The organism is Bradyrhizobium sp. USDA 4506 (assembly GCF_054058795.1).
Window position 1 is genome coordinate 6,547,792 of sequence record NZ_JBSSBM010000002.1, and the last position, 19,442, is coordinate 6,567,233.

Consider the following 19,442-nt stretch of genomic DNA (forward strand, 5'->3'; position numbering starts at 1 on the left):
GGGTGCAGTGAGTGCGGATCATCTGGTACTGCGGGTGATCATGCTTGGCTTGCGTGGATTTCCCAATGTGCAGGGAGGAGTGGAAGTTCACGCGGAGCACCTGTGCCCCCATCTCAAGGAACTGGGCTGCGATGTCGAGGTGATCGTTCGCTCCTCCTATATGCCACCTGATCGCGGCGACGAGTGGCACGGTGTACGCTACCAGCGGGTATGGTGTCCGAAGACCTCGGGTCTTGAGACAATCGTCCATTCGTTCCTCGGAGTGCTTGTCGCTGCATGGCAGCGGCCGGACGTGTTGCACATCCAGGCCATCGGGCCAGCCTTGATGGCGCCACTCGCGCGATTGCTGGGACTGCATGTTGTGGTGACGCACCACGGCCCGGATTACGAACGGGAGAAGTGGGGCCGATTGGCCAGGATGGCCCTGCGCGCCGGCGAGGCCTGGGGCATGCGATTTTCCGACGGCCGCATCGTCATCTCCCAGACCATCCGAAAGCTGGTGCGGGAAAAGTACGGCCTGAATTCGGACCTCATTCCAAACGGCGTCACCTTGCCCGACGTGCCGAAAAGCACTTCGGTGCTGGACAAGCTTGGGCTTACGCCGGGACGATATGTGTTGATGGTGGGCCGGCTGGTGCGGGAGAAGCGGCACACCGACCTGATTCAGGCCTTTGCCGATGCCAGGCTCACCGGATGGAAGCTCGTGTTCGTCGGCGCCTCCGAGCATCCAGACGCCTATACCGAGATGCTTGCGGCACGCGCTGGGGCGACCGCTGGGGTCATCATGGCGGGCTTCCAGTGCGGCCTCGCACTGCGGGAGCTATACGCCCACGCGGGCATTTTCGTTCTGCCATCCTCGCACGAAGGCTTGCCGATCGCGCTGCTGGAAGCTCTGAGCTTCGGTTTGCCCGTGGTGGCCAGTGACATTCCCGCTCACCTGGAGATCGGATTGAATGACGCGCACTATTTTCATGTGGGAGATGTATCAGGGCTCGCGGATCGCCTGGCATCGTTTGCACACAGTCCGTGGCCGTTGGAGTTGCGCGAGAAGACACGCAACTGGTTGGCCGAACGGGAAGACTGGCGCTCGATCGCAGAGCGCACTCTCGGATGCTATCGCAGGGCGATTGAACCTCGTCGAGGCGGTCCTCATGCGCGGTCCCGGACGGCGCCGCCCAGCACCGCCTAGCGAGCTGCGCACGCGGCGCATCGGCCAACGCGCGATTTCCGTCCCGCAGTTGAGGTATCGCCTCAAACCGATCGAACCAAAGCGACGTTCAAGATGAATATGCTTTTGCTGTATTTCCTCATCTATACGTTCTTTCGATCGATCTCCAACGGCCTCGACCGTCTGTCCGGGGCGAGCTTTTCCATGATCCTGTCGCTCACCGTCATCGGGATCGGTGTTGTGGCCGCCTGGCATGCGCGACATGTCAGGATACATAAAAGACTGTTCGTGCTCTTGATAGCCATGTCCGTCTTTGTTGCCGCTTGCATCCTGTCTTTTGTCACCAATGGCTTCGGAGCCGGCAAGATCGTCAACCAGTATGCCGCCTTGTACGAGATGTTCAGGTACGTGCACCTGATCATGTTCGTCACACTACTTGCTGCCTTTTATCGTCATCCGGATTTTTGCCCGCGCCTCCATCGTGTTTATATGTGGCTGTTGTTCGTCATTTCCGCGGTGGGGCTCGGTCAATACCTGACCGGTCATGCAGAGCTCGTCACGCAATACGACAAGTTTGAACGGGTGGCGGGTCTTTCCTCGCACCCCGTACCCTACAGCCTGGAGATCGTGCTGACCTTTTTCGTTTGCGAGCTGTCGCGCCGGAAAATGCGGCTTCCCATTCAGCACGTTCACCTCGCGGTGTACTTGCTGTTTGTTGTTGCCCTGGTCCTTTCTGCTTCAAGGACCGGCGTCGCGCTGCTCGGGGTGGCCCTCAGCGTATACCTCTTCATCCAGAGGCCCGGCCTCCTTCCCGCGTTCGCGGCAGCATTCGCGATCCTCCTATGGCTGTCTCCATTTGGAGAGCTGTTTTCGGACCTGAAAACCGTTCCGGACTACATCATGAACGGCGAATATGTGGTGTGGGACTGGCAAACCGCAGTGACCTCGGTCCATTGGCGCATTCACCACTGGTACTATCTGTCCACGCTTGGGTTGGAACGAGCATGGATCGGATATGGCCCCGGTCAAACCCCGATCTACAGTCCGTTCCTTCTGCAGGCACACAATCAGTTCGTGGAGATATTCTTCGATACGGGCATGGTAGGCCTGATCTCCTTTGCCGCGTTTTGGTTCAGCCTTCCGCTGGCTGCAATGTCCGACCGGCGACGGATCATCAACACATTCGGAAAGAAATCAGCGGAAGCCGGAATTCTGCACTTCTGGGTTGCCATCTTTGTCGGCGTGACGCTGGTTGCATTGCTCGATCAAAGCTTTAACCGGGAAACAGTGGCGTTCTCGCATTTGATCGTCACCGTTTTCATCGTCCTGTCTCAGCCGGAAGCGGTCACCGCGCGAAACCCCGGATGGTCCTTCCGCCAGCTTTTGATGACTGCCGGTTCGCCGGCCGGCGCAGCATTTGGAGAACGTAACCTTGCAGTCGCGGAAGAACGGCGTTCCACCTAGATCTCGACCTGGATTGAGCCGGCGTCACGCACTTCGGGCCGCCGCCTGCGCGGCTGCGTACGGCGTGACGCGATCGTTCGGACAGCCAACCGCCGCGCCGTCCCTTGATCGCCAGTCGGACGTCGCGTTCACGTCGTCGCACGACCGCCTGCGCGGCATAAACATCCAGCAGCCTTTCGCGCATTGGCAGAAAGGTGAGCCCTGGAACATCCGCAGGGGCTGGGACAGCTGGATGCCGAAACAGCGGCTCGAAAGAATCGCTGCCAGCGGAGTCGACTTCCTGCGCATCTGTGTCGATCCAGCGCCGCTGCTCGCTGTCGAGACCAAGGCCGATTTGACCTCGGGCATCGAAACTGTCCTTCGATCGGTCGACGCCGTCCTTCAGGCCGGCATGAAGGTGCTATTCGACGTTCACGTCAGTACGGAGCACGAGGACTGGAACATTCAGACGTTGACCGATGGAATCGCAGGCCCGCATTTCCTGCGTCTTGTCGAAGTAGAGACGAGCATCGCAGCGGCATTGCAGACGAGATATGACCCCCAGTCGGTCGCGTTGGAGCTGTTCAATGAACCGCCGCCGCCGTCGGATTTCAGCTCCAAGACGGCTTGGGCGGAACAGCTCAAACATCTTTACGACGCAGTACGATCAGCCGCTCCGAAACACACGCTGCTACTTTCAGGAATGAATTACGCGAGCATCGATGGTCTGCTCTCGATCGACGTAAAGGCCTTCGACGCAAATACGATATTCGTTTTTCACTACTACGAGCCGTTCATATTCACTCTTCAGGGCGTCAATCTATCCTATAGCAAATATTTGCATCGCCTCCAGTTTCCTCCGCAACCCGGCGACCGCGCTCGGGCGATCGAGCGAGCGATAGGTCTGTTGAAATCGGATGAGCAAACCTCCGTGTTGCGAAAGGAGTACCTTGTCCAGCAGCTGATGAGCGGCGCCGATCAATATTTCAATGTCCCTCAGGATATCGAGTTCGTCCGTCGCAGAGTGGGCGAGGTCGCCGCTTGGTCCGACCAGAACAAGGTCGATCGCAAGCGCATCATGTGCGGTGAGTTCGGATGTTTTGGCGACTTCGCCGGTCGCACCGGTGCCGCGTTATCGGATCGGGCGACGTGGTTGCAGTCGGTGCGTCAGGCCGTCGAGGACAACGGATTTGGCTGGTGCGTTCACGACCTTGATGAGTCGTTTCGCATCACCAGCGACAACGGTGCATTTATCCCAGAGCTCTTGGCAGCGCTCGGTCTGCGCAAGCCATGAGACCGTAGGCTGAGCCAAGCGAAGCCGACGCGACCTTGCAGAAATCAAATATGGCGTGAAACCGACCACCGCGGCAAATGTCAGCGGAAAATCGTCCGTGTGGAGTAAATGCCGGTCAGGTATACGTGTGTATAAATCACACTTTGAAAGTTTTTTTGCCATTTTTGATTATTAACCAACCGGCTCAGCAGTCGGGGGGGCCAACTTCCAAGAAACCCACTGCTTGAAATCTCCTCGCGGTTCGAGGCTGCAATTCTTTGGAATCTGTTCGCGACTACTGAAGTTGCGAGCATGCAATATGCCGCACATCCCTGATGCGCGGCAGCGGAATTTCACGTCCTTAAATCTGGTCTGCAATGGAGAACAAAAGTGGCGCTGACCGATGTCACCTATCAAAACACGCCTGGCAACAGCGAAGGGTTTCCGCTTGGCGTTCCCACAAGCTATTCCTGGTACGGCGGGAGCACCGGCCATACAGGTAGCACCCCGCCCTCCAATTTCACCGCCGTCACAGGGTGGGGACAGGTCTATCCCCAATCCGGGGCAAGCAACGATTCTAATCCGGCCAACGTCCAGATCGCGAACTTCCAGACGTGGGTGCATCTGAAAACTGGCGGCTGGTCTCTCGTGCAAGATCAGGCGACGGACCCGATCGCCGGATCTCAGTTTCTCGCTGACTTTTCCGGAAACACGAACTCTGCCTGGAGCGTGACAAGGCAGGCGGACGGCAGTGCGATGGGCGCTGCGCCCCTCAGCGGATACAACGACCATTTCTGGCCGGGCTCGCGCGGCACCTATTCTGCCGGAACGGTCGATGGCGTCTATGTCCAGGCCGATATGAGGACCACTGATCCGAACGAGCATCTCGTTGCCGATCTGGGAGCTGATTGGTGGTCGAACTCGACGGCCGCATATGTCGACGGTTTCTCCAACAATCCCGGTGCCGGGATGAGCGATTGGGTCGCACTGACGACGAACTACAAGACCCTTTACTTCACCTCGATGACTACTGCGCAGTTGCAGGCCGATCTTCCGCCTCCGCTGAAGGGCACCTCTTCGCCGACGACGCCCACGACACCGACGACGCCGACGACGCCGACCGATCCCACGATACCGGCGCAGCCGACGACGCCGACCGACCCCACGACGCCGACAACCCCCACGACTCCAAGCGTGACCGCACCGCTGCTCGACGTCGCGGACAAGTCGCTCTGGGTGGCCGGCAGAGGCGGTCAGGTCGACCTGGGGACGACCGTTACAACGACCGACCCCAACGATAACCTCACCCTCAGTATCATGGGATTGCCGCGATACGAGACGATCACGACCGGCGACGGCACGACGCTCAGGGGCAACAACATCACCCTGACGTCCGCGCAGGTCGACAGCGGACTGACGCTGACATCGTACTACAAGGGCAATGCTCATCCGGTCGCGAACCTCACGCTGACCGCGAGCGCTATGGATCCGACCACCGGCGCTGTGATGTCGTCGGACCCGCAGACGATCCGCGTGACGGATCCCCGGCCGTCCAGCTGGACTGGCGGAAACGCAGGGAGCTGGGCAAACCACGGCTTTGCGCAGTTGCAGCAGCAGATGGGCGACACCAGCACCCTGGCGAACACAGCATCGCAGACGACCGGTTGGGCCGATCAAGGCGCGCGAGCGTCCCAGGCAAGCCAGGGCTTTGCGCTGCTGAACCAGTATCTGGCCGGTAGCACCGGTCGGGTCGACGCTGGTCAGATCGTGGCGGCGATGTCGAATGGGACCGGCTGGACGCACAACTCGTTCTTGAGCAAACCTCAAGGTTGATCCGGCTACTGCACCCGGGGGCTCTGCGCCCGGGTGCAGTACCATCAACGTGTTGGGAGTCGGAAACGGGCGGTCGATCGCGGACGGTAACGGCGAAGGGACTGCCACGCGCGGGTCCTGGTCTCGGTTGGCTTCATCGCTCGCATCTGTTTCCAAGCGATCAAAATGCGTGCTGGCGCAACAGCTTCGGGTATGCGGCAAATTTGCGCGCAACATAACGGTGCAAAAATCAAGATTTGAAACTTTTTTCGCCATTTTTGCGCATTAACGAACCGGTTCAGCAGTCGGGGGGCAGGTCTAAAATCCCACTGCTTTGAAATCCCCTCGCGGTTCGAGGCCCTAGTGCTTTGATGTTGCTTGCGCCTTTTTGGCTGCGAGCAAGCGGTATGTCGCATGCTCTGTCGATGCGCGGCATTGGAATTCCCAGTCTTTGGAAATGCATGAGAAGGAACACTAACGCGGCCGGGTAGCCGCGAAGGGTTGAGTAAGAATGGCGATCCAGAACGGAAATGCCCCCGCCGCAGATCTAGGGCTTCGCGCGCTAGCTCTGTTCCTGCGCCTCCATGGCGTGAATACTGTGCCGGACCAGCTCCGCGATCGTTGCGGGAGCGACGAGATCGGCGTCCGCGCGATGCTTCGCTGCGCGCGCGAATTCGGGGTCAAGGTCCGCTCGCGGACAATGGATTGGACCCGCCTTGCGGGTATCCAGCTGCCCGGAATCGCCTCGCTGCGTGACGGCGGATTTCTGCTGCTGGGCAAGATCGACGACCAGGTGGCGCTTGTGCTGCACCCGACCTCGCCGCATCCGAGCCGGATGACACGCGCGGAATTCGAAGCGATCTGGGATGGCGGTTTGATCTGTGCTGGATCACAGAGCCTCGCGCAGCGCGCACGTCATGCATTTGCCGGCATCCGCACGCGCTCGTTTGACCTTGGCGCCGGCCTGATGCACCGCGCCGGCGAGGGCCTGATGCGTGCCCGTGACGGCCTCACGAAGAGCTTCTTGGCGATGAGACCTGGCATCCTGATGCGCGGGCCTCGCGACGAGGCCGCAATCCATCCGGCGAACACAAACACCGAATCCCCGGCCGCCGGCGTCGAATCCGAACATGACGATGAATCCGGGCTCATTGCGCTGGCGATCTTGCTGCGTTGCCATGGCATCGCTGCCGACCCCGGCCAAATTCGCCACCGGATCGGCGCAGCGCGCCTCGGCGTTACTGAAATCCTGCGCTGCGCCAAGGATTTCGGACTCAAGGCAAAGGTGCAGAGGACGAGCTGGAACAGGCTTGCCGTCACCCCGCTGCCGGGAATTGCGGTACTGCGCGACGGCAGCTTCCTGATCCTCGGCAAGGTTATCGACGACAAGCTTCTCGTTCAGCGCCCGCTGTCTCCGCGCCCCGAAGCAATCACCCAGGCGCAACTCGAGGCGATCTGGGACGGCGGCATCATCCTGATGGCCCGGCGCGCCAGCCTGACCGATCTCGCGCGGCGCTTCGATATCTCCTGGTTCGTCGGCGCCATGCAAAAGTATCGTCGCCTGCTCGGCGAGGTGCTGGCGGCGTCGTTCTTCCTTCAGATCTTCGCCGTTGTCTCGCCGCTGTTCTTCCAGGTGGTGATCGACAAGGTGCTCGTGCATCGAAGCATGAGCACGCTCGACGTGCTGGTCGTCGGGCTTGTCGTACTGACCGTGTTCGAGGCCGTCCTCGAGACGCTGCGCGTCTATCAGTTCGCGCATACGACAAACCGTATCGACGTCGAGCTCGGCGCCAGGCTGTTCCGTCACTTGCTGGCGCTGCCGATCGCCTATTTCCAGACCCGCCGCGTCGGCGATTCGGTGGCGCGCGTCCGCGAGCTCGAGAACATCCGCCAGTTCCTGACCAGCTCGGCGCTCACGCTGGTGATCGATCTGCTGTTCACCGTCGTCTTCCTTGCGGTGATGTTCTATTACTCGACGACGTTGACGTGGATCGTGCTGGCGTCCTTCCCGCTCTACATCGGCATCTCCGCGGGAGCCGCGCCGCTGTTCCGTCGGCGCCTCGACGAGAAATTCAATCGCGGCTCCGAGAACCAGGCCTTCCTGGTCGAGAGCGTCACCGGTATCGAGACGCTGAAGGCCATGGCGGTCGAGCCGCAGATGCAGCGCCGCTGGGAGGAGCAGCTCGCCGGCTATGTGTCCGCAAGCTTCCGCGTGCTCAGCCTGAACAACACGGCGAGCCAGGCGGTCCAGATGATCAACAAGCTGGTCATCGCCGCGACCCTTTACTTCGGCGCCCGCCTGGTGGTCAGCGGGGACCTGACTGTCGGTGAGCTCGTCGCGTTCAACATGCTGGCCGCGCGTGTCAGCGCGCCGGTTCTGCGACTCGCGCAGATCTGGCAGGACTTCCATCAGGCCCGCCTGTCGATCGATCGTCTCGGCGACATCCTCAACACCATTCCCGAGCCGAGCTTCACGCCGGCCCGCGCGGCGCTGCCGCCGATCCGCGGTCAGGTCACATTCGAGCACGCGACTTTCCGCTACCGCATCGACGGCCCCGAGGTGCTGCACGACGTGTCCTTCAGCGTCGAGCCAGGCCAGGTCATCGGCATCGTGGGTTCGTCGGGCTCGGGCAAGAGCACCATCACCAAGCTGATCCAGCGTCTCTATGTCCCGGAAAGCGGGCGCGTGCTGGTCGACGGCGTCGACCTCGCGATGGTCGATCTGAGCTGGCTGCGGCGCCAGATCGGCGTCGTGTTGCAGGAGAACGTACTGTTCAACTGCACGGTTCGCGACAACATCGCGCTGGCCGATCCGGCGATGCCGATGGAGCGCGTCATCGAAGCGGCGGAGCTGGCCGGCGCCCACGACTTCATCCTCGAACTGCCGGAGGGTTACGACACCGTTGTGGGCGAGCGCGGCAGCAGCCTGTCCGGCGGGCAGCGCCAGCGAATCGCAATCGCACGTGCACTCATCACCGATCCACGCATCCTGATCCTGGACGAGGCGACCAGCGCGCTGGACTACGAAAGCGAACGCGCGATCCAACAGAACATGAGGCGGATTTCCGCCGGACGGACCGTGTTCGTCATCGCCCACCGGCTCTCGACCGTGCGCAATGCAAGCCGGATCATCACCCTCGAGCATGGCCGCATCGTCGAGGACGGCAGCCATGACGAGCTGATCCGCACCAACGGCCGTTACGCCAACCTCCATTATCTGCAGGCCGGTATCCATGACGTCCGCTAGCCGCAATGTCGTCGCGTTCCCGAGACGCGAACCTCGCCGCCGCGAGCACGAAATCGCCTTTCTGCCGGCGGCGCTCGAGATCGCCGAATCGCCGCCATCGCCGATCGGGCGCGCGATCGGGGCCTGCATCATCGCCGTGTTCTGCATCGCGCTGGTGTGGGCGACGCTCGGCAGCGTCGATATCGTCGCCAGCGCGACCGGCAAGATCGTGCCGGGCGGGCGCACCAAGCTGATCCAGCCGTTCGAGACCGGCGTGGTCCGCGCCATCCGCGTCCGCGACGGCCAGAGCGTCAAGGCCGGCGACGTCCTGATCGAGCTGGACCCGACAATGACGGAAGCCGACCAGGAGCGCCAGAAGAGCGATCTGCTTGCAGCCGAACTGGACGTCGCGCGGCTGCGCGCCGCGCTGGCCGCGGACCCGCTCGCGGCCTTCCAGCCGCCGCAAAACGCAAGTGCAGCCGAAATCGAGATGCATCGCCAGTTCCTGATCAGCCAGCGTGCCGAGCAGAGCGCAAAGCTTTCTGAAATCGAGCGCCAGCAGGGGCAGAAGGAAGCGGAACGGGCGACCACATCGGCGAGCGTCGCCAAGCTGGATGCGACGATCCCGGTGCTGAAGGAGCGCGTCGACATCCGCAAGGGTCTCGTCGAAAAGGCATTGGCGTCGAAGGTCGTCTATCTCTCGGAGTACCAGGAGCTGGTCGCCATGCAGCAGGATCTCGTCCTGCAGCAGAGCCGGCTGCGCGAAGCCGATGCGGCGATCGCGCTGCTGAAGGAGACCAAGGACAAGACTGCCGCTGAGTATCGCCGCGCGACCTATGATGCCCTTGCGAAGGCCGAGCAGAAGGCTGCGAGCGCAGCCCAGGAGGTGGTCAAGGCGGATCGGCGAACGAAGCTCCAGCGCTTGACCGCACCGGTCGACGGCGTCGTGCAGCAGCTTGCCGTTCATACGGTGGGCGGCGTGGTGACGCCCGCTCAGGCGCTGGCCGTCGTGGTCCCGAGCGAGAGCCAGCTCGAGATCGAGGCCATGCTGTCGAACCGCGACATCGGCTTCGTGCATCCCGGCCAGAAGGCGGAGATCAAGGTCGATACGTTCAACTTCACCCGGTACGGGCTGCTTCATGGCGATGTGCTCAGCGTGTCGACGGATGCCATCACGCGCGACAAGCAACAGGGCAACCCCAATGACCGGACATTGGGCGCGGCGCAGAGCAGCAGCGAGCCTAAAGGTCAGGAGCTCGAATATGCCGCGCGCGTTTCGCTCGACCGGACGCACATGCAAATCGAGGACAAGCTCGTCAAGCTCGGGCCGGGCATGGCGGTGACGGTCGAAATCAAGACCGGCACACGCAGGATCATCAGCTATCTGCTTTCGCCGCTGGCACGGTACCGGCAGGAGGCCCTGCGCGAACGGTAAAGCGAAGCCCGTCGCCGGACGTTGCGGCCGGGCGAGGTGCCACGCGCGTGAGAGCGAAGCTGATCGCGGTGGTGCCCGTCGTTAGGACGATGGCGGTGAAATTGCCGGTGGATTGGCAGATGCGCGCTATCGGCGCAGCGCTTCCAGACGCGATTTCGCCTCATGGACTCCCGCGGCGTTGGCCTTGTCGTAGAGGTCTTGCGCCCTGCGCTCGTCGCCGCGCGTGCCGTAAGTCCCCCACTTCGCAAGAATCAGGGGATCGTAGGTTTCTGCCAGCGCGAAGCTCGCCTGGGCGCTGCCCATTTCCACGGCGCGCTCGAGTACAAGCCGCGCCGCGCCTATGTCGCCCTGACGCAGCAAGGAGCTCGCCCGCGCAACCAACCCTCCCGCTTCCGCCGCCTGCTCGGCAGCAGGCTGGGCAACCGCGCGAGCAGGCGCCGCTCGCGTCTGTTCGGCGGTTGGATTGGTGGCGACTTCGATGGACTTGTCCCGCGCCGTCGCACCGGTCGTCAACGCCGCGCCGTGCGCCTTGCGATCCTCGGCCTCATACGCATGGATTGCGCTCCGCGACAAAGGGAGGTGCTGTGGCTGCACGTCGATCCTGGCGCGCAATTGCCTCAATTCGGCAGCGCTGGCTTCCGCCGCCTGCTTCTGCAGCAAGGTTTCCTCGCTTGCCTTTGCCGCCCGCGCCGTCTGGGTCTCGCTGTCGCGATGCGCTGCCGCCAGATCTTGCTCCAGCCGCGCGGACCGCTCACGCTCCTTTTGCAGGTCCGCCGCAGCGCTCTTTCCCACAGCTTGCAGCCGGGACGTTTCCTTGCCCGCTTCGGTCACCAGCACGACCTTGCTCTCGACATCACGTCGCGCCGCCGCAAGATCCTGCTCCAGCCGGGCGAACCGCTCACGCTCCTTTTGCAGCTCGGCCGCACCGCTCTTCTCCGCCGCCTTCAGCCGGGACGTTTCCTTGCCCGCTTCGCTCACCAGCACGGCCTTGCTCTCGATATCACGTCGCGCTGCCGCAAGATCCTGCTCCAGCCTGGTGGACCGCTCATGCTCCTTTTGCAGCTCAGCCGCACCGCTCTTCTCCACCGCCTTCAGCCGGGACACTTCCTCGTCTGCTTTCGTCGCCAGCGCCGTCTTGGTCGCGACATCGCGCCGCGCTGCTGCAAGATCCAGCTCCAGCCGGTCAGCCCGCGCCGCTTGCAGTGAGTTCTGCAACTCAGCCGCACCGCTTTCCCTTTCCCGCTTCAGTCGGGCGGTCTCCTCGCTTGCTTTCGCCGCCAGCGCGGTCTGCGTCTCGACATCGCTGCGGGCAGCCGCAAGATCCTGCTCCAGCCGCACCAGTCGCTCACGCTCGTCCGGTGTGGCTTTGTGAGCTGCGCCGTTCTCAGCCGCCTGCCTGAGCTCCGCCGCTTCTTCACCGGCTTTGCGGGCCTGCGCCTCGAAGGCGTAGATCGTGCTTCGCGTCTGGGAAACCTCCTGTGCCAGCGCGTCGGCCCTCGCGCGCGATTCCCGCAGCTCGGCGGCCCCGGCCTCCACCGTCCGCTTCTGCCGCAGGGCTTCATCGGCCGCCTTTGCCGCCAGCGCGGTCTGGGCCTCGACATCACGCCGCGCGACCGCAAGATCCTGCTCCAGCCTTGCGGACCGCTCTCGCTCCTTTTGCAGGGAGCCCTGCGACTCGGCCGCTCCGCTTTCGCTTTGCTGTTTCAGTCGGGAAACCTCCTCGCCTGCTTTGGTCGCCAGCGCGGCCTGGGTCTCGACATTGCTGCGGGCAGCTGCAAGATCCCGCTCCAGCCGCGCGAACCGCTCACCTTCGTCGGGCGTGAATTTGCTGACCGAAGCCGTGCAGCTTGCAACCGCCTGCCTGAGCTCCGTCGCTTCGTCTCCGGATTTGCGGACTTGGGCTTCGTATGCGTAGATCGAGCTCCGTGACAGCGAGAGGTCTTGTGCCAGCGCCTCGGCTCGTTCGCGCAATTGCCTGAGCTCGGCAGCTCCGACGTCCGCTGCCTGCTTCTGCCGCAGAGCTTCTTGCTTTGTCGTTGTCGCCAACGCCATCTGGGTCTCGACATCGCGCCGCGCTGCCGCCAAATCCTGCTCCAGCTGCGCGCTCCGCTCGCGCTCCCGTCGCAGGGCCGACTGCAGCTCCGTGGCGCCGCTTTCACGCATCCCCTTCAGCTGGGAAACCTCCTCGGCTGCCTTTGCCGCCAGCGCCGTCTGAGTCTCGACGTTGCGGCGCAATGCCTCGAGATCCTGCTCGAGCCGCGCGGACCGCTCGCGCTCTCGCTGCAGATCCGCCGCGCCACCTTCCGCCGCTGCTTTCAGCCGAGACGCTTCCTCACCCGTTTTTGTCGCCAGCACGGTCTGGGTTTCGACATCACGCCGCGCTGCCGCCAGGTCCCGCTCCAGGCGCTCCGCCCGCTCACGCGTCTCTTGCAGGGAGTTCAGCAACTCCGCACCGCCCTGCGCGGCCTGCTTCTCTTGGACCGCCTTGTCCGTCAACGCTGCCTGGGCCTCGATATCGCGGCGCGCCGCCGCGAGATTCTGCTCCATCGACTCGGCCCGATAGCGCTCCTGCTCGAGACGTTGCAGCAACTCGATGTCACGTCTTGCATTCGTCAGTTCGCAGGAGAGCGACTCCGCCCAGTTATATTCCCGTTTCGAGGCCTGCCCCGTGTCGCCGACGCTCGCTTGGGCGACCTGCACCGGTCTGTCATTGCCGCCTCGACCCGGCGGCAAGGCTTCGGGAGCGCCGTTCCTTGCCGCTTCGATGAAACCGGGACTACCGGCAGCCGCCGAATGCTGCGGTTGCGTCGAAGGGCGGGCCGGATCTGGGGAAGCCCGTGTTTCCGGCGCGCACACCATTGCGAGCATGGCAGCAGTCGTCCACGACAGCGCGGACCGTCCCGCCTTGGGCAGCAGGCGGCGCGACGAATCCGCGATGTCGCAGCCGGCAACTGCCTTGTCCTTGAGGATCACCGGGCCCATCCGCAATCACCTGTCGCGTGGCGACACGATCTGTTGAGGTACGGCATTATGCGCCGTACCGCAGCGCGAAGCCTACAGCCCGCATGGAGGACCCCACCCACCCCTTTCGGGTTAGGCCACAGGTCACGGCTTCACATAGGACCAGCCCTTCTCCTGCAGTTCCATCACGCGCACGACGCCTGACTTCACCACCTCCGCCTGGCGAACAATCGGGATGTCCTTGTTCTCGGCCTTGTGCATTTTTTCCTGGGTATTGCCACAGGCCTTGAACGAGACCTCCGGCGTGCTCAGCGCCATTTCCTCGAGACGGGCTTTCACCGGCGAGGTGTCGTCGCGCAGCATGTGCAGCCCAGGCCCGAAGGTGACCACCTCGATCTTCACCCTCTCGCCGAGATCCTTGTAGTATTGCGCAACGTTGACGGCGTTGTTGAGCGCGAGATTCATGGCTGCGGGATCGTTCGTGTTCACCTGCAGGATCAGGTTGTGCGACTTGGCGTTGGATGGAAGCCGGGCGTTGGCGTTAAGAGGCGATCGTTCCCTCTTGTGGGTGGTCGCCTTGCGCGAGACATGAACCCTTTGGACCTTTTCTGAAACGTGCCGATAGTCCGCAGCGGGGTTCGTTGTTGTCGGTGTCCAGTACCGTCCGCCGCCTTGCTCCGCCGCAGCGTATGAAGCGGACAGCAGCACCGTTGCGGCTCCGATCATGGTTACCTTCGCAATTTGCTGAAACACGCGCATGGATACCTCTCCTGTTAAAGACACGTTATTGAAATCCCTAGCCGTTGGGTTTTGCGGTCGGTTGTGGCCACCTGCAGGCAGCGGTGATCTTCGCGCGCACCACATCCATGCCGCCCAACGGAAACACCGCATCCAGCGCCGGTCCGGTACGGGGTGCGAGGTGAATACTGAGACCTCCGCCGTCCGGAAGGGACTGCAGCAAGCGAATCACGTCGCCGCCGAACGCAACGCCGGTCCCGGACGCAGGCACAGCCGCCGCGACTTGCTGCGGCGGACCGTCGTTGATGCGGTAGGAAATCGCATATCCATCGCCGCGACCGGACACACGGGGTCCGGCGACGATCAGTTCGCTCCGCCCGCCATGGCAGCGAATCGAAAGCGTCATTGCGCTTTCGCCGGCACCGTCGCGCGATGACGTCGTGGCGGTGGCGACCGGTGAATAGTCGAGCGGTGAAGTCGTCAGGCTGACGACCCAGCTGTTACCCAGGTTCGCCTGGGGCAGCGCCGACGCCCGCGGTGTCTTCTCGGAGCACTCCGGCCGTTCGGAGCGTTCCTTGGCGGAGCAATCGCGGAGCTGAGCGATCTGGCGATATCCTGCCGCCTGCGCCGAAGCAATGCCGCTTGCGAGCAAGACTCCAGCCACCGCGCAGGTCGCCGCGCGTCTCATTGCGATGTATTTGCGGCGGCGCGCGGCTCGCGATCGAGCCACGCCTGCGCTGCGGGGAAGCGCGTCAGGCCGGGAACGGTCGCGGCGAGATTGATCGTCTTCCACTTTTGGTCGAAGCCCGGCTGCTGCAGCTTGTCGATCCGCGAGAACAGATACTCCACGAAGCGCGCAAGGCGCTCATAGCGGTTCGATTTGGCCGGAAAGTTGAAAGCCACCAGGGCGGTCGGCACGGCGATTGTCGTGACGCGCTCGCCCTGCTTGATGAGATTGGGATACTCCGTGGCCTCGAGCGAGGCGGGAAGATAAAAGTCTTCGAACCTCCTGTCATAGGGAACAGGCAGGAACTTGAACCCCGGGTCCCAGCGGCCGCGCACGAAGGCATCCACCGGCTTCGAGGTGATGAAGACGACCGCGGCCATCTCGCCCTTGCGCATCTGCTCGAGCGCGACCTGATGGGGGATGAAGGTTTTTTCCACATCGAGGCCCAGGCGGCTGAAGATCAGCGGCCCCGAATAGGCCGCCGCGGTGCCCAAATTATTGAAGTTCACCTTCTTGCCGGCGAGATCGCTCAGGCTTTGGATCTCGGGACGAACGAAGATATGCAGTTCGGACGGAAACAGGTTCAGCACGAAAGCCAGCCGTTGCTGGATATCCGGGCACCTGGCTCCTGTATTCCTCGAGCACGTCGGAATTGATGATGGCGGCATCGATGCCGCGCAAATACAGCAGTGAGTTCACATTCTCCGTCGGCCCGCGCGTCACGACCGGCAACACATGCAGCTTGTCGCCATCGTCTACGACGCGGGCGATTTCGGCCGCGAGACGAATGGGCGCGCCCTCGAGCAGGCCCCCGGCGAGGCCGATCGTCCAGGCATTCATCGTCACCTGCGGCTTTTGCGGCGGCGGCTCACGGCGCAATTGACGCGGTGCAGCAGGTTGCGCCTGTGCATCCACGTTTGACAGCGGAACGGTCGTGAGCAGCGGAATCAGCAGCGCCAGCATGCGCAACGGGTGCAATTCCCTTTTTGCGGTCTGTCCCATGGGATCTCCGCCCTCGCCGATCGGTGATTTTGTCGTAGTTTCATGCAGTTCATCGGCGCGCGCTATTTCTCCCCATGGGGGAGCCCACTACTCCTTCCGGATTATCCATTGTGCGTGTCCTACGCCGCAGCAGCGAGGGATCGACGTCTCGTACGGTTCTGTCGCGGTTTGAAATTAGGCCGGCATCGGCGATGGCGTTTTGCCGCGTTGTTGTCGTTCTGCCGACGACGGGCGGCTTCGGTGCGGCGATTCTTTACATTCCGCCCCGACCAGGTCTCATAAACGGCTTCTGTTGTTGCCTTGGCCATGGGCGTGCATTCAGCACAACTTGCCAACCCAAGCGGGCGCAATCGTCGTTTGGCGTGCAAGGTCAAATGGCGGAGAGAGTGTCAGTCAATCCACATTGAAAGATAAAGGATTTTCGACTTTCGTCGACTAAAACCCACCAATTCAGCTACGGGAAAATGGAATTTCGTAAGCGTGAACACGTCCAGTTTGCGACCGCAACGCAAGGGACCGGCATATATCAGAAATGGATAGCGCTTCATCGGGACGGGTCAAAGCCAATTTCTCAGCTTGTCCTACCGGATCGCGCCAGACCTCTCGCTGTCACGCGATACCATTTCCAGAAGGGGCCGGGGGTCGATGACGCCTGGACAATCAACCTATCCCATGTGCCAGGCACACCACTGCGATCGCCTCGACAATGCGCTGGTCGAGACTGGCGTAAGCGCCCAGATAGGTCTGTGCATGCGCCGATTGGGCGATCTCGGGGCTCGCCGACGCCGCTACGACGGTCGTCTGGCGGATAGCCCCAGCTCCTCCTGATTGTCGCGAACGGGTGGAGCTGGTTCTGCGGTCAGCCGCTCGTGCTCGGCGACGTGATTGCATGACGCGGGGCCTACCGTGCTCGCCAGCTTGCGCCGCTCTGTTTTTGCTTCGTCCGGCCCAGATAGCTCACCATAGCGTCCCAGCGCTTCAGTTGAACGTCAAAAACAAAATGGCTCCTTGCGGAGCCCGGAAATCTCGCCAACCGTTTCGCTCCAATTCAAATCGTGCGTCTTGCCATTTCACGCCAACCTTGTGGAATAATTCAGCTATCGATCACGCAAGGTCGTCTGCGATGGAGCGCTTGCCGATGTTTATCGGCAAGTTGCTATCGCCTGTAGACAACGGGCTGAACTTTCATCAAACGCGCGAAAGTGCGGCTGAAACTGCTCGCATTGGAATAACCGAGGAATTTTGCGACGTCGGACAGGGGCTTGCTCGAGTCCCCGAGGAGCTCGGCAAGCCATACTCAAGCGAACCTCCGCAAGCATTGCGCGGTAGCTTGTTCCCATACGGCCGAGATGACGCTGCAACGTCCGCGTGCCGATCTTGCAGGCGCGGGCTGTACCATTTATGGTTGCGTCACCGTGTCGCAGCGACGCGACAATGGCCGCGCGGACCGCCTCGGACGAAGGCAAACGGACGGCTCTCATCTGTTGGTGTGGGACACGAAGTCTATGCTCCGTCTAGAGAATACCAGATGCTTGAAGGCCATGGGTATTCCGGCTCCCGTGTGGCCGACTGCCCGGGAAAATCAGGCATCTGTCGATCACGCAGCAGCTCTCGTTCGACATTGTCGAGCGCACGTAATATTGCGAGGATATGGTGAGAGAATTCATCGAAACGCAGCACTAAGGGCTCAGCTTTCCTCCATTCCGGTCGTAGTTTTGGTGTCGGTAAGCCTATGCAGCGAATTGTTGGCCGTCTGGCCATAAGCCGCCAAAAGAGCCGGCAAGACACGCATCGCAGGCCGGGAGGGGGGCTGCGAACTCTTCCATTTTTGCCGGCAACGCCGACGCTCGGGCCCAGCGAAATTCCCGCCGACATGCAGCATCCATTTTACGATCGAGAGGCAGCCCGGTGGCAAATATCCATTTGACGCGCTGCCAATTCCTCATTCCCTTCGCTGATATCCTTAGCGAAATCGGCGCGTCGACCGGTTCGTTTCTGGCAAAATTTCAGCTTCCGACATCATTGGAAGAAAAGGCCGATCATTATGTTCCGATTCTGCGAGCAATCGACTTCGCGGAAATCACCCGAAGATCACAAGGCATTCCGGATTTTGGATTCCTCGCTTCCCAACGTCTGCACTATTGTCACCTGAGCGAGAAAACCCGGACTCTGATCGGCCATGCCCCAACGCTGTTGGTCGCGCTGCAACAGGCTTGCAAATGGGCATCGATCGAGGACTCGAACTTGAAGAATTGGATCGAGCGCCACGACGGTCACGTGAAGTTTTGCAGCAGTCTCACTGGAACAAAAGGACGCCTGCATCTCGAGCATTCACAATGGCTTCAGAATATTTTCCCCATATATATCGTCCGGCAATTCGCCGGACCGGATTGGGCTCCTGCTACAATCGCGTTTGAAGCCCGGTATACGCCGAGCCCCGCGTGTCAATCATTCTGGCCAAACACGCGTTTCCTGTCGGGACAAGACGCATCGTGGATCGACGTGCCGATCTCGCTCCTCAGCCTTCCCAATCGCGCAAAGGAGCAAGTGCTCTCCTTGCAAGACGATCAGGCTGGCCCGTCAGGTCATGACATCATCGCAACGCTCAAGTTGATGTTGCCGTCCTACCTCGACCAGGGACTTCCGGCTCTCGCTCAGGTTGCGGAGATGGCTGGCGCGAGCGCGAGGAGCTTGCAACGTAAGCTCGCGTACGCCGGCATGACATACTCGGATCTGCTCGACACCATCCGGTTCGAGAATGCCAGCAAGCTCTTGCGCGACACGGATTCCAAGATCATCGAAATCGCATTCTCCTCGGGCTACACTGATCCAGCGCATTTTACGCGCGCCTTCCGCCGAATTACCGGCGTTACGCCGCGACAGTTTCGTGCGCAATCGCGGCCGGGATAAGCGCGTTCTGCCTTGGGCGCCATGCCGCCCGAATGGTTGAAGGTATCCCTTCATTCGACACGCCTTGTCATTGGCCCGACCTCACCGTCGATCGATCGGACCCGGTTTCGCCGTATGGGAGCGCCACGAGTTCGGATGGGATCGATCTCTCCTCCTTTGCGCAGAGGAGCTGGAAGCGCCGGTCTCTATCAACACAACGCTGCCGACGGTCAGGTCGGTGCGGCGCGTCTGCCAACAGCGCGCAGAACCGTCATGCTCGAAAGCACATCAGGCAAACCTAAAAATCCGGACCAAATACGTCATCGTTGAACTGGGCTGAGGCGTCATCGTTTTCCATGCTGTTGATCAGGTTTTGCTCGGGATTCGTAAAGCCGCCTGCCGAGAGCGTAGTTGCCGGCAATGCACCATAACTGGCGCGATATTTGTCCATCGCGGCCACGCTGCCGACATACGCACAGGTACATCCGGAGGGATCCGCGTAGACGTAGTAGGGACGTCCGCTCCTCTGCCGTAGCTGAAACTGATTGGGCGGGAACGACATCAGCCGATTCAACAGCTCCGGCGTGGTCGCAGCGACAGGGCTGAATCCCGATGAGATCAACAATTGACCAGTTGATTGCTGGGCGTAACCGCGAGCACCCGAGCACAACTGGACAAGAAGAGTGACCGAAACGAGGGCTGCAATACTGCCTGCAGATCGAAGACCCATTTTTTCTCCGAAGATATCTGGATGAGCTACCAATTGGA

At 61.7% G+C, this 19,442-nt stretch carries 12 protein-coding genes and 1 pseudogene; 7 read left to right on the forward strand and 6 right to left on the reverse strand.

Annotation, left to right across the window (positions count from 1 at the left end; all coding sequences use genetic code 11):
• The first annotated feature begins 7 nt into the window (after positions 1–7).
• From ACVIHF_RS32985 to ACVIHF_RS33010, 6 genes are all read left to right on the forward strand, one after another.
• The gene (locus ACVIHF_RS32985; RefSeq protein ID WP_253605195.1) at positions 8–1,189 is read left to right on the forward strand and encodes a glycosyltransferase family 4 protein; all 1,182 of its coding nucleotides are present in this window, start codon (positions 8–10) and stop codon (positions 1,187–1,189) included.
• A gap of 93 nt (positions 1,190–1,282) precedes the next feature.
• Positions 1,283–2,632, forward strand: coding sequence for an O-antigen ligase family protein (locus ACVIHF_RS32990; RefSeq protein WP_310881716.1), 1,350 nt, complete (start codon positions 1,283–1,285; stop codon positions 2,630–2,632).
• Positions 2,633–2,696: 64 nt separating this feature from the next.
• Positions 2,697–3,905, forward strand: coding sequence for a glycoside hydrolase family 5 protein (locus tag ACVIHF_RS32995; protein ID WP_253605199.1), 1,209 nt, complete (start codon positions 2,697–2,699; stop codon positions 3,903–3,905).
• A gap of 369 nt (positions 3,906–4,274) precedes the next feature.
• Positions 4,275–5,717, forward strand: a complete 1,443-nt coding sequence (locus tag ACVIHF_RS33000; RefSeq protein WP_456793178.1) for a hypothetical protein — start codon at positions 4,275–4,277, stop codon at positions 5,715–5,717.
• Between the two features lie 577 nt (positions 5,718–6,294).
• The gene (locus tag ACVIHF_RS33005) at positions 6,295–8,943 is read left to right on the forward strand and encodes a type I secretion system permease/ATPase (RefSeq protein ID WP_244559016.1); all 2,649 of its coding nucleotides are present in this window, start codon (positions 6,295–6,297) and stop codon (positions 8,941–8,943) included.
• A complete protein-coding gene (locus ACVIHF_RS33010; protein ID WP_253605201.1) occupies positions 8,930–10,357 on the forward strand; it encodes an HlyD family type I secretion periplasmic adaptor subunit in 1,428 nt (475 codons plus the stop codon). The genes ACVIHF_RS33005 and ACVIHF_RS33010 overlap by 14 nt, the downstream gene beginning before the upstream one ends.
• A gap of 126 nt (positions 10,358–10,483) precedes the next feature.
• Here the strand turns inward: ACVIHF_RS33010 and ACVIHF_RS33015 are convergent, their stop codons facing one another.
• The 5 genes and pseudogenes from ACVIHF_RS33015 to ACVIHF_RS33035 form a co-directional block, all read right to left on the reverse strand.
• The gene (locus tag ACVIHF_RS33015; RefSeq protein WP_456793179.1) at positions 10,484–13,339 is read right to left on the reverse strand and encodes a hypothetical protein; all 2,856 of its coding nucleotides are present in this window, start codon (positions 13,337–13,339) and stop codon (positions 10,484–10,486) included.
• Between the two features lie 123 nt (positions 13,340–13,462).
• Positions 13,463–14,077 carry a DsrE family protein gene (locus tag ACVIHF_RS33020; RefSeq protein WP_253605204.1) on the reverse strand — a complete coding sequence of 205 codons (615 nt, stop codon included), beginning with the start codon at positions 14,075–14,077 and terminating at the stop codon, positions 13,463–13,465.
• A 37-nt stretch (positions 14,078–14,114) separates the two neighbouring features.
• Positions 14,115–14,708: a hypothetical protein gene (locus ACVIHF_RS33025; protein ID WP_253605205.1), complete on the reverse strand. Its 594-nt coding sequence runs from the start codon at positions 14,706–14,708 to the stop codon at positions 14,115–14,117.
• Positions 14,709–14,740: 32 nt separating this feature from the next.
• A pseudogene (locus ACVIHF_RS33030) lies at positions 14,741–15,746 on the reverse strand (TAXI family TRAP transporter solute-binding subunit).
• A gap of 1,195 nt (positions 15,747–16,941) precedes the next feature.
• Positions 16,942–17,043, reverse strand: a complete 102-nt coding sequence (locus ACVIHF_RS33035) for a hypothetical protein (RefSeq protein ID WP_375167120.1) — start codon at positions 17,041–17,043, stop codon at positions 16,942–16,944.
• Positions 17,044–17,693: 650 nt separating this feature from the next.
• Here ACVIHF_RS33035 and ACVIHF_RS33040 point away from each other — a divergent pair.
• A complete protein-coding gene (locus ACVIHF_RS33040) occupies positions 17,694–18,695 on the forward strand; it encodes a helix-turn-helix transcriptional regulator (protein ID WP_253605210.1) in 1,002 nt (333 codons plus the stop codon).
• Between the two features lie 277 nt (positions 18,696–18,972).
• On the opposite strand, the gene ACVIHF_RS33045 is transcribed toward ACVIHF_RS33040, so the two are convergent.
• Positions 18,973–19,404, reverse strand: a complete 432-nt coding sequence (locus ACVIHF_RS33045) for a hypothetical protein (protein WP_253605213.1) — start codon at positions 19,402–19,404, stop codon at positions 18,973–18,975.
• Positions 19,405–19,442 lie beyond the last annotated feature (38 nt).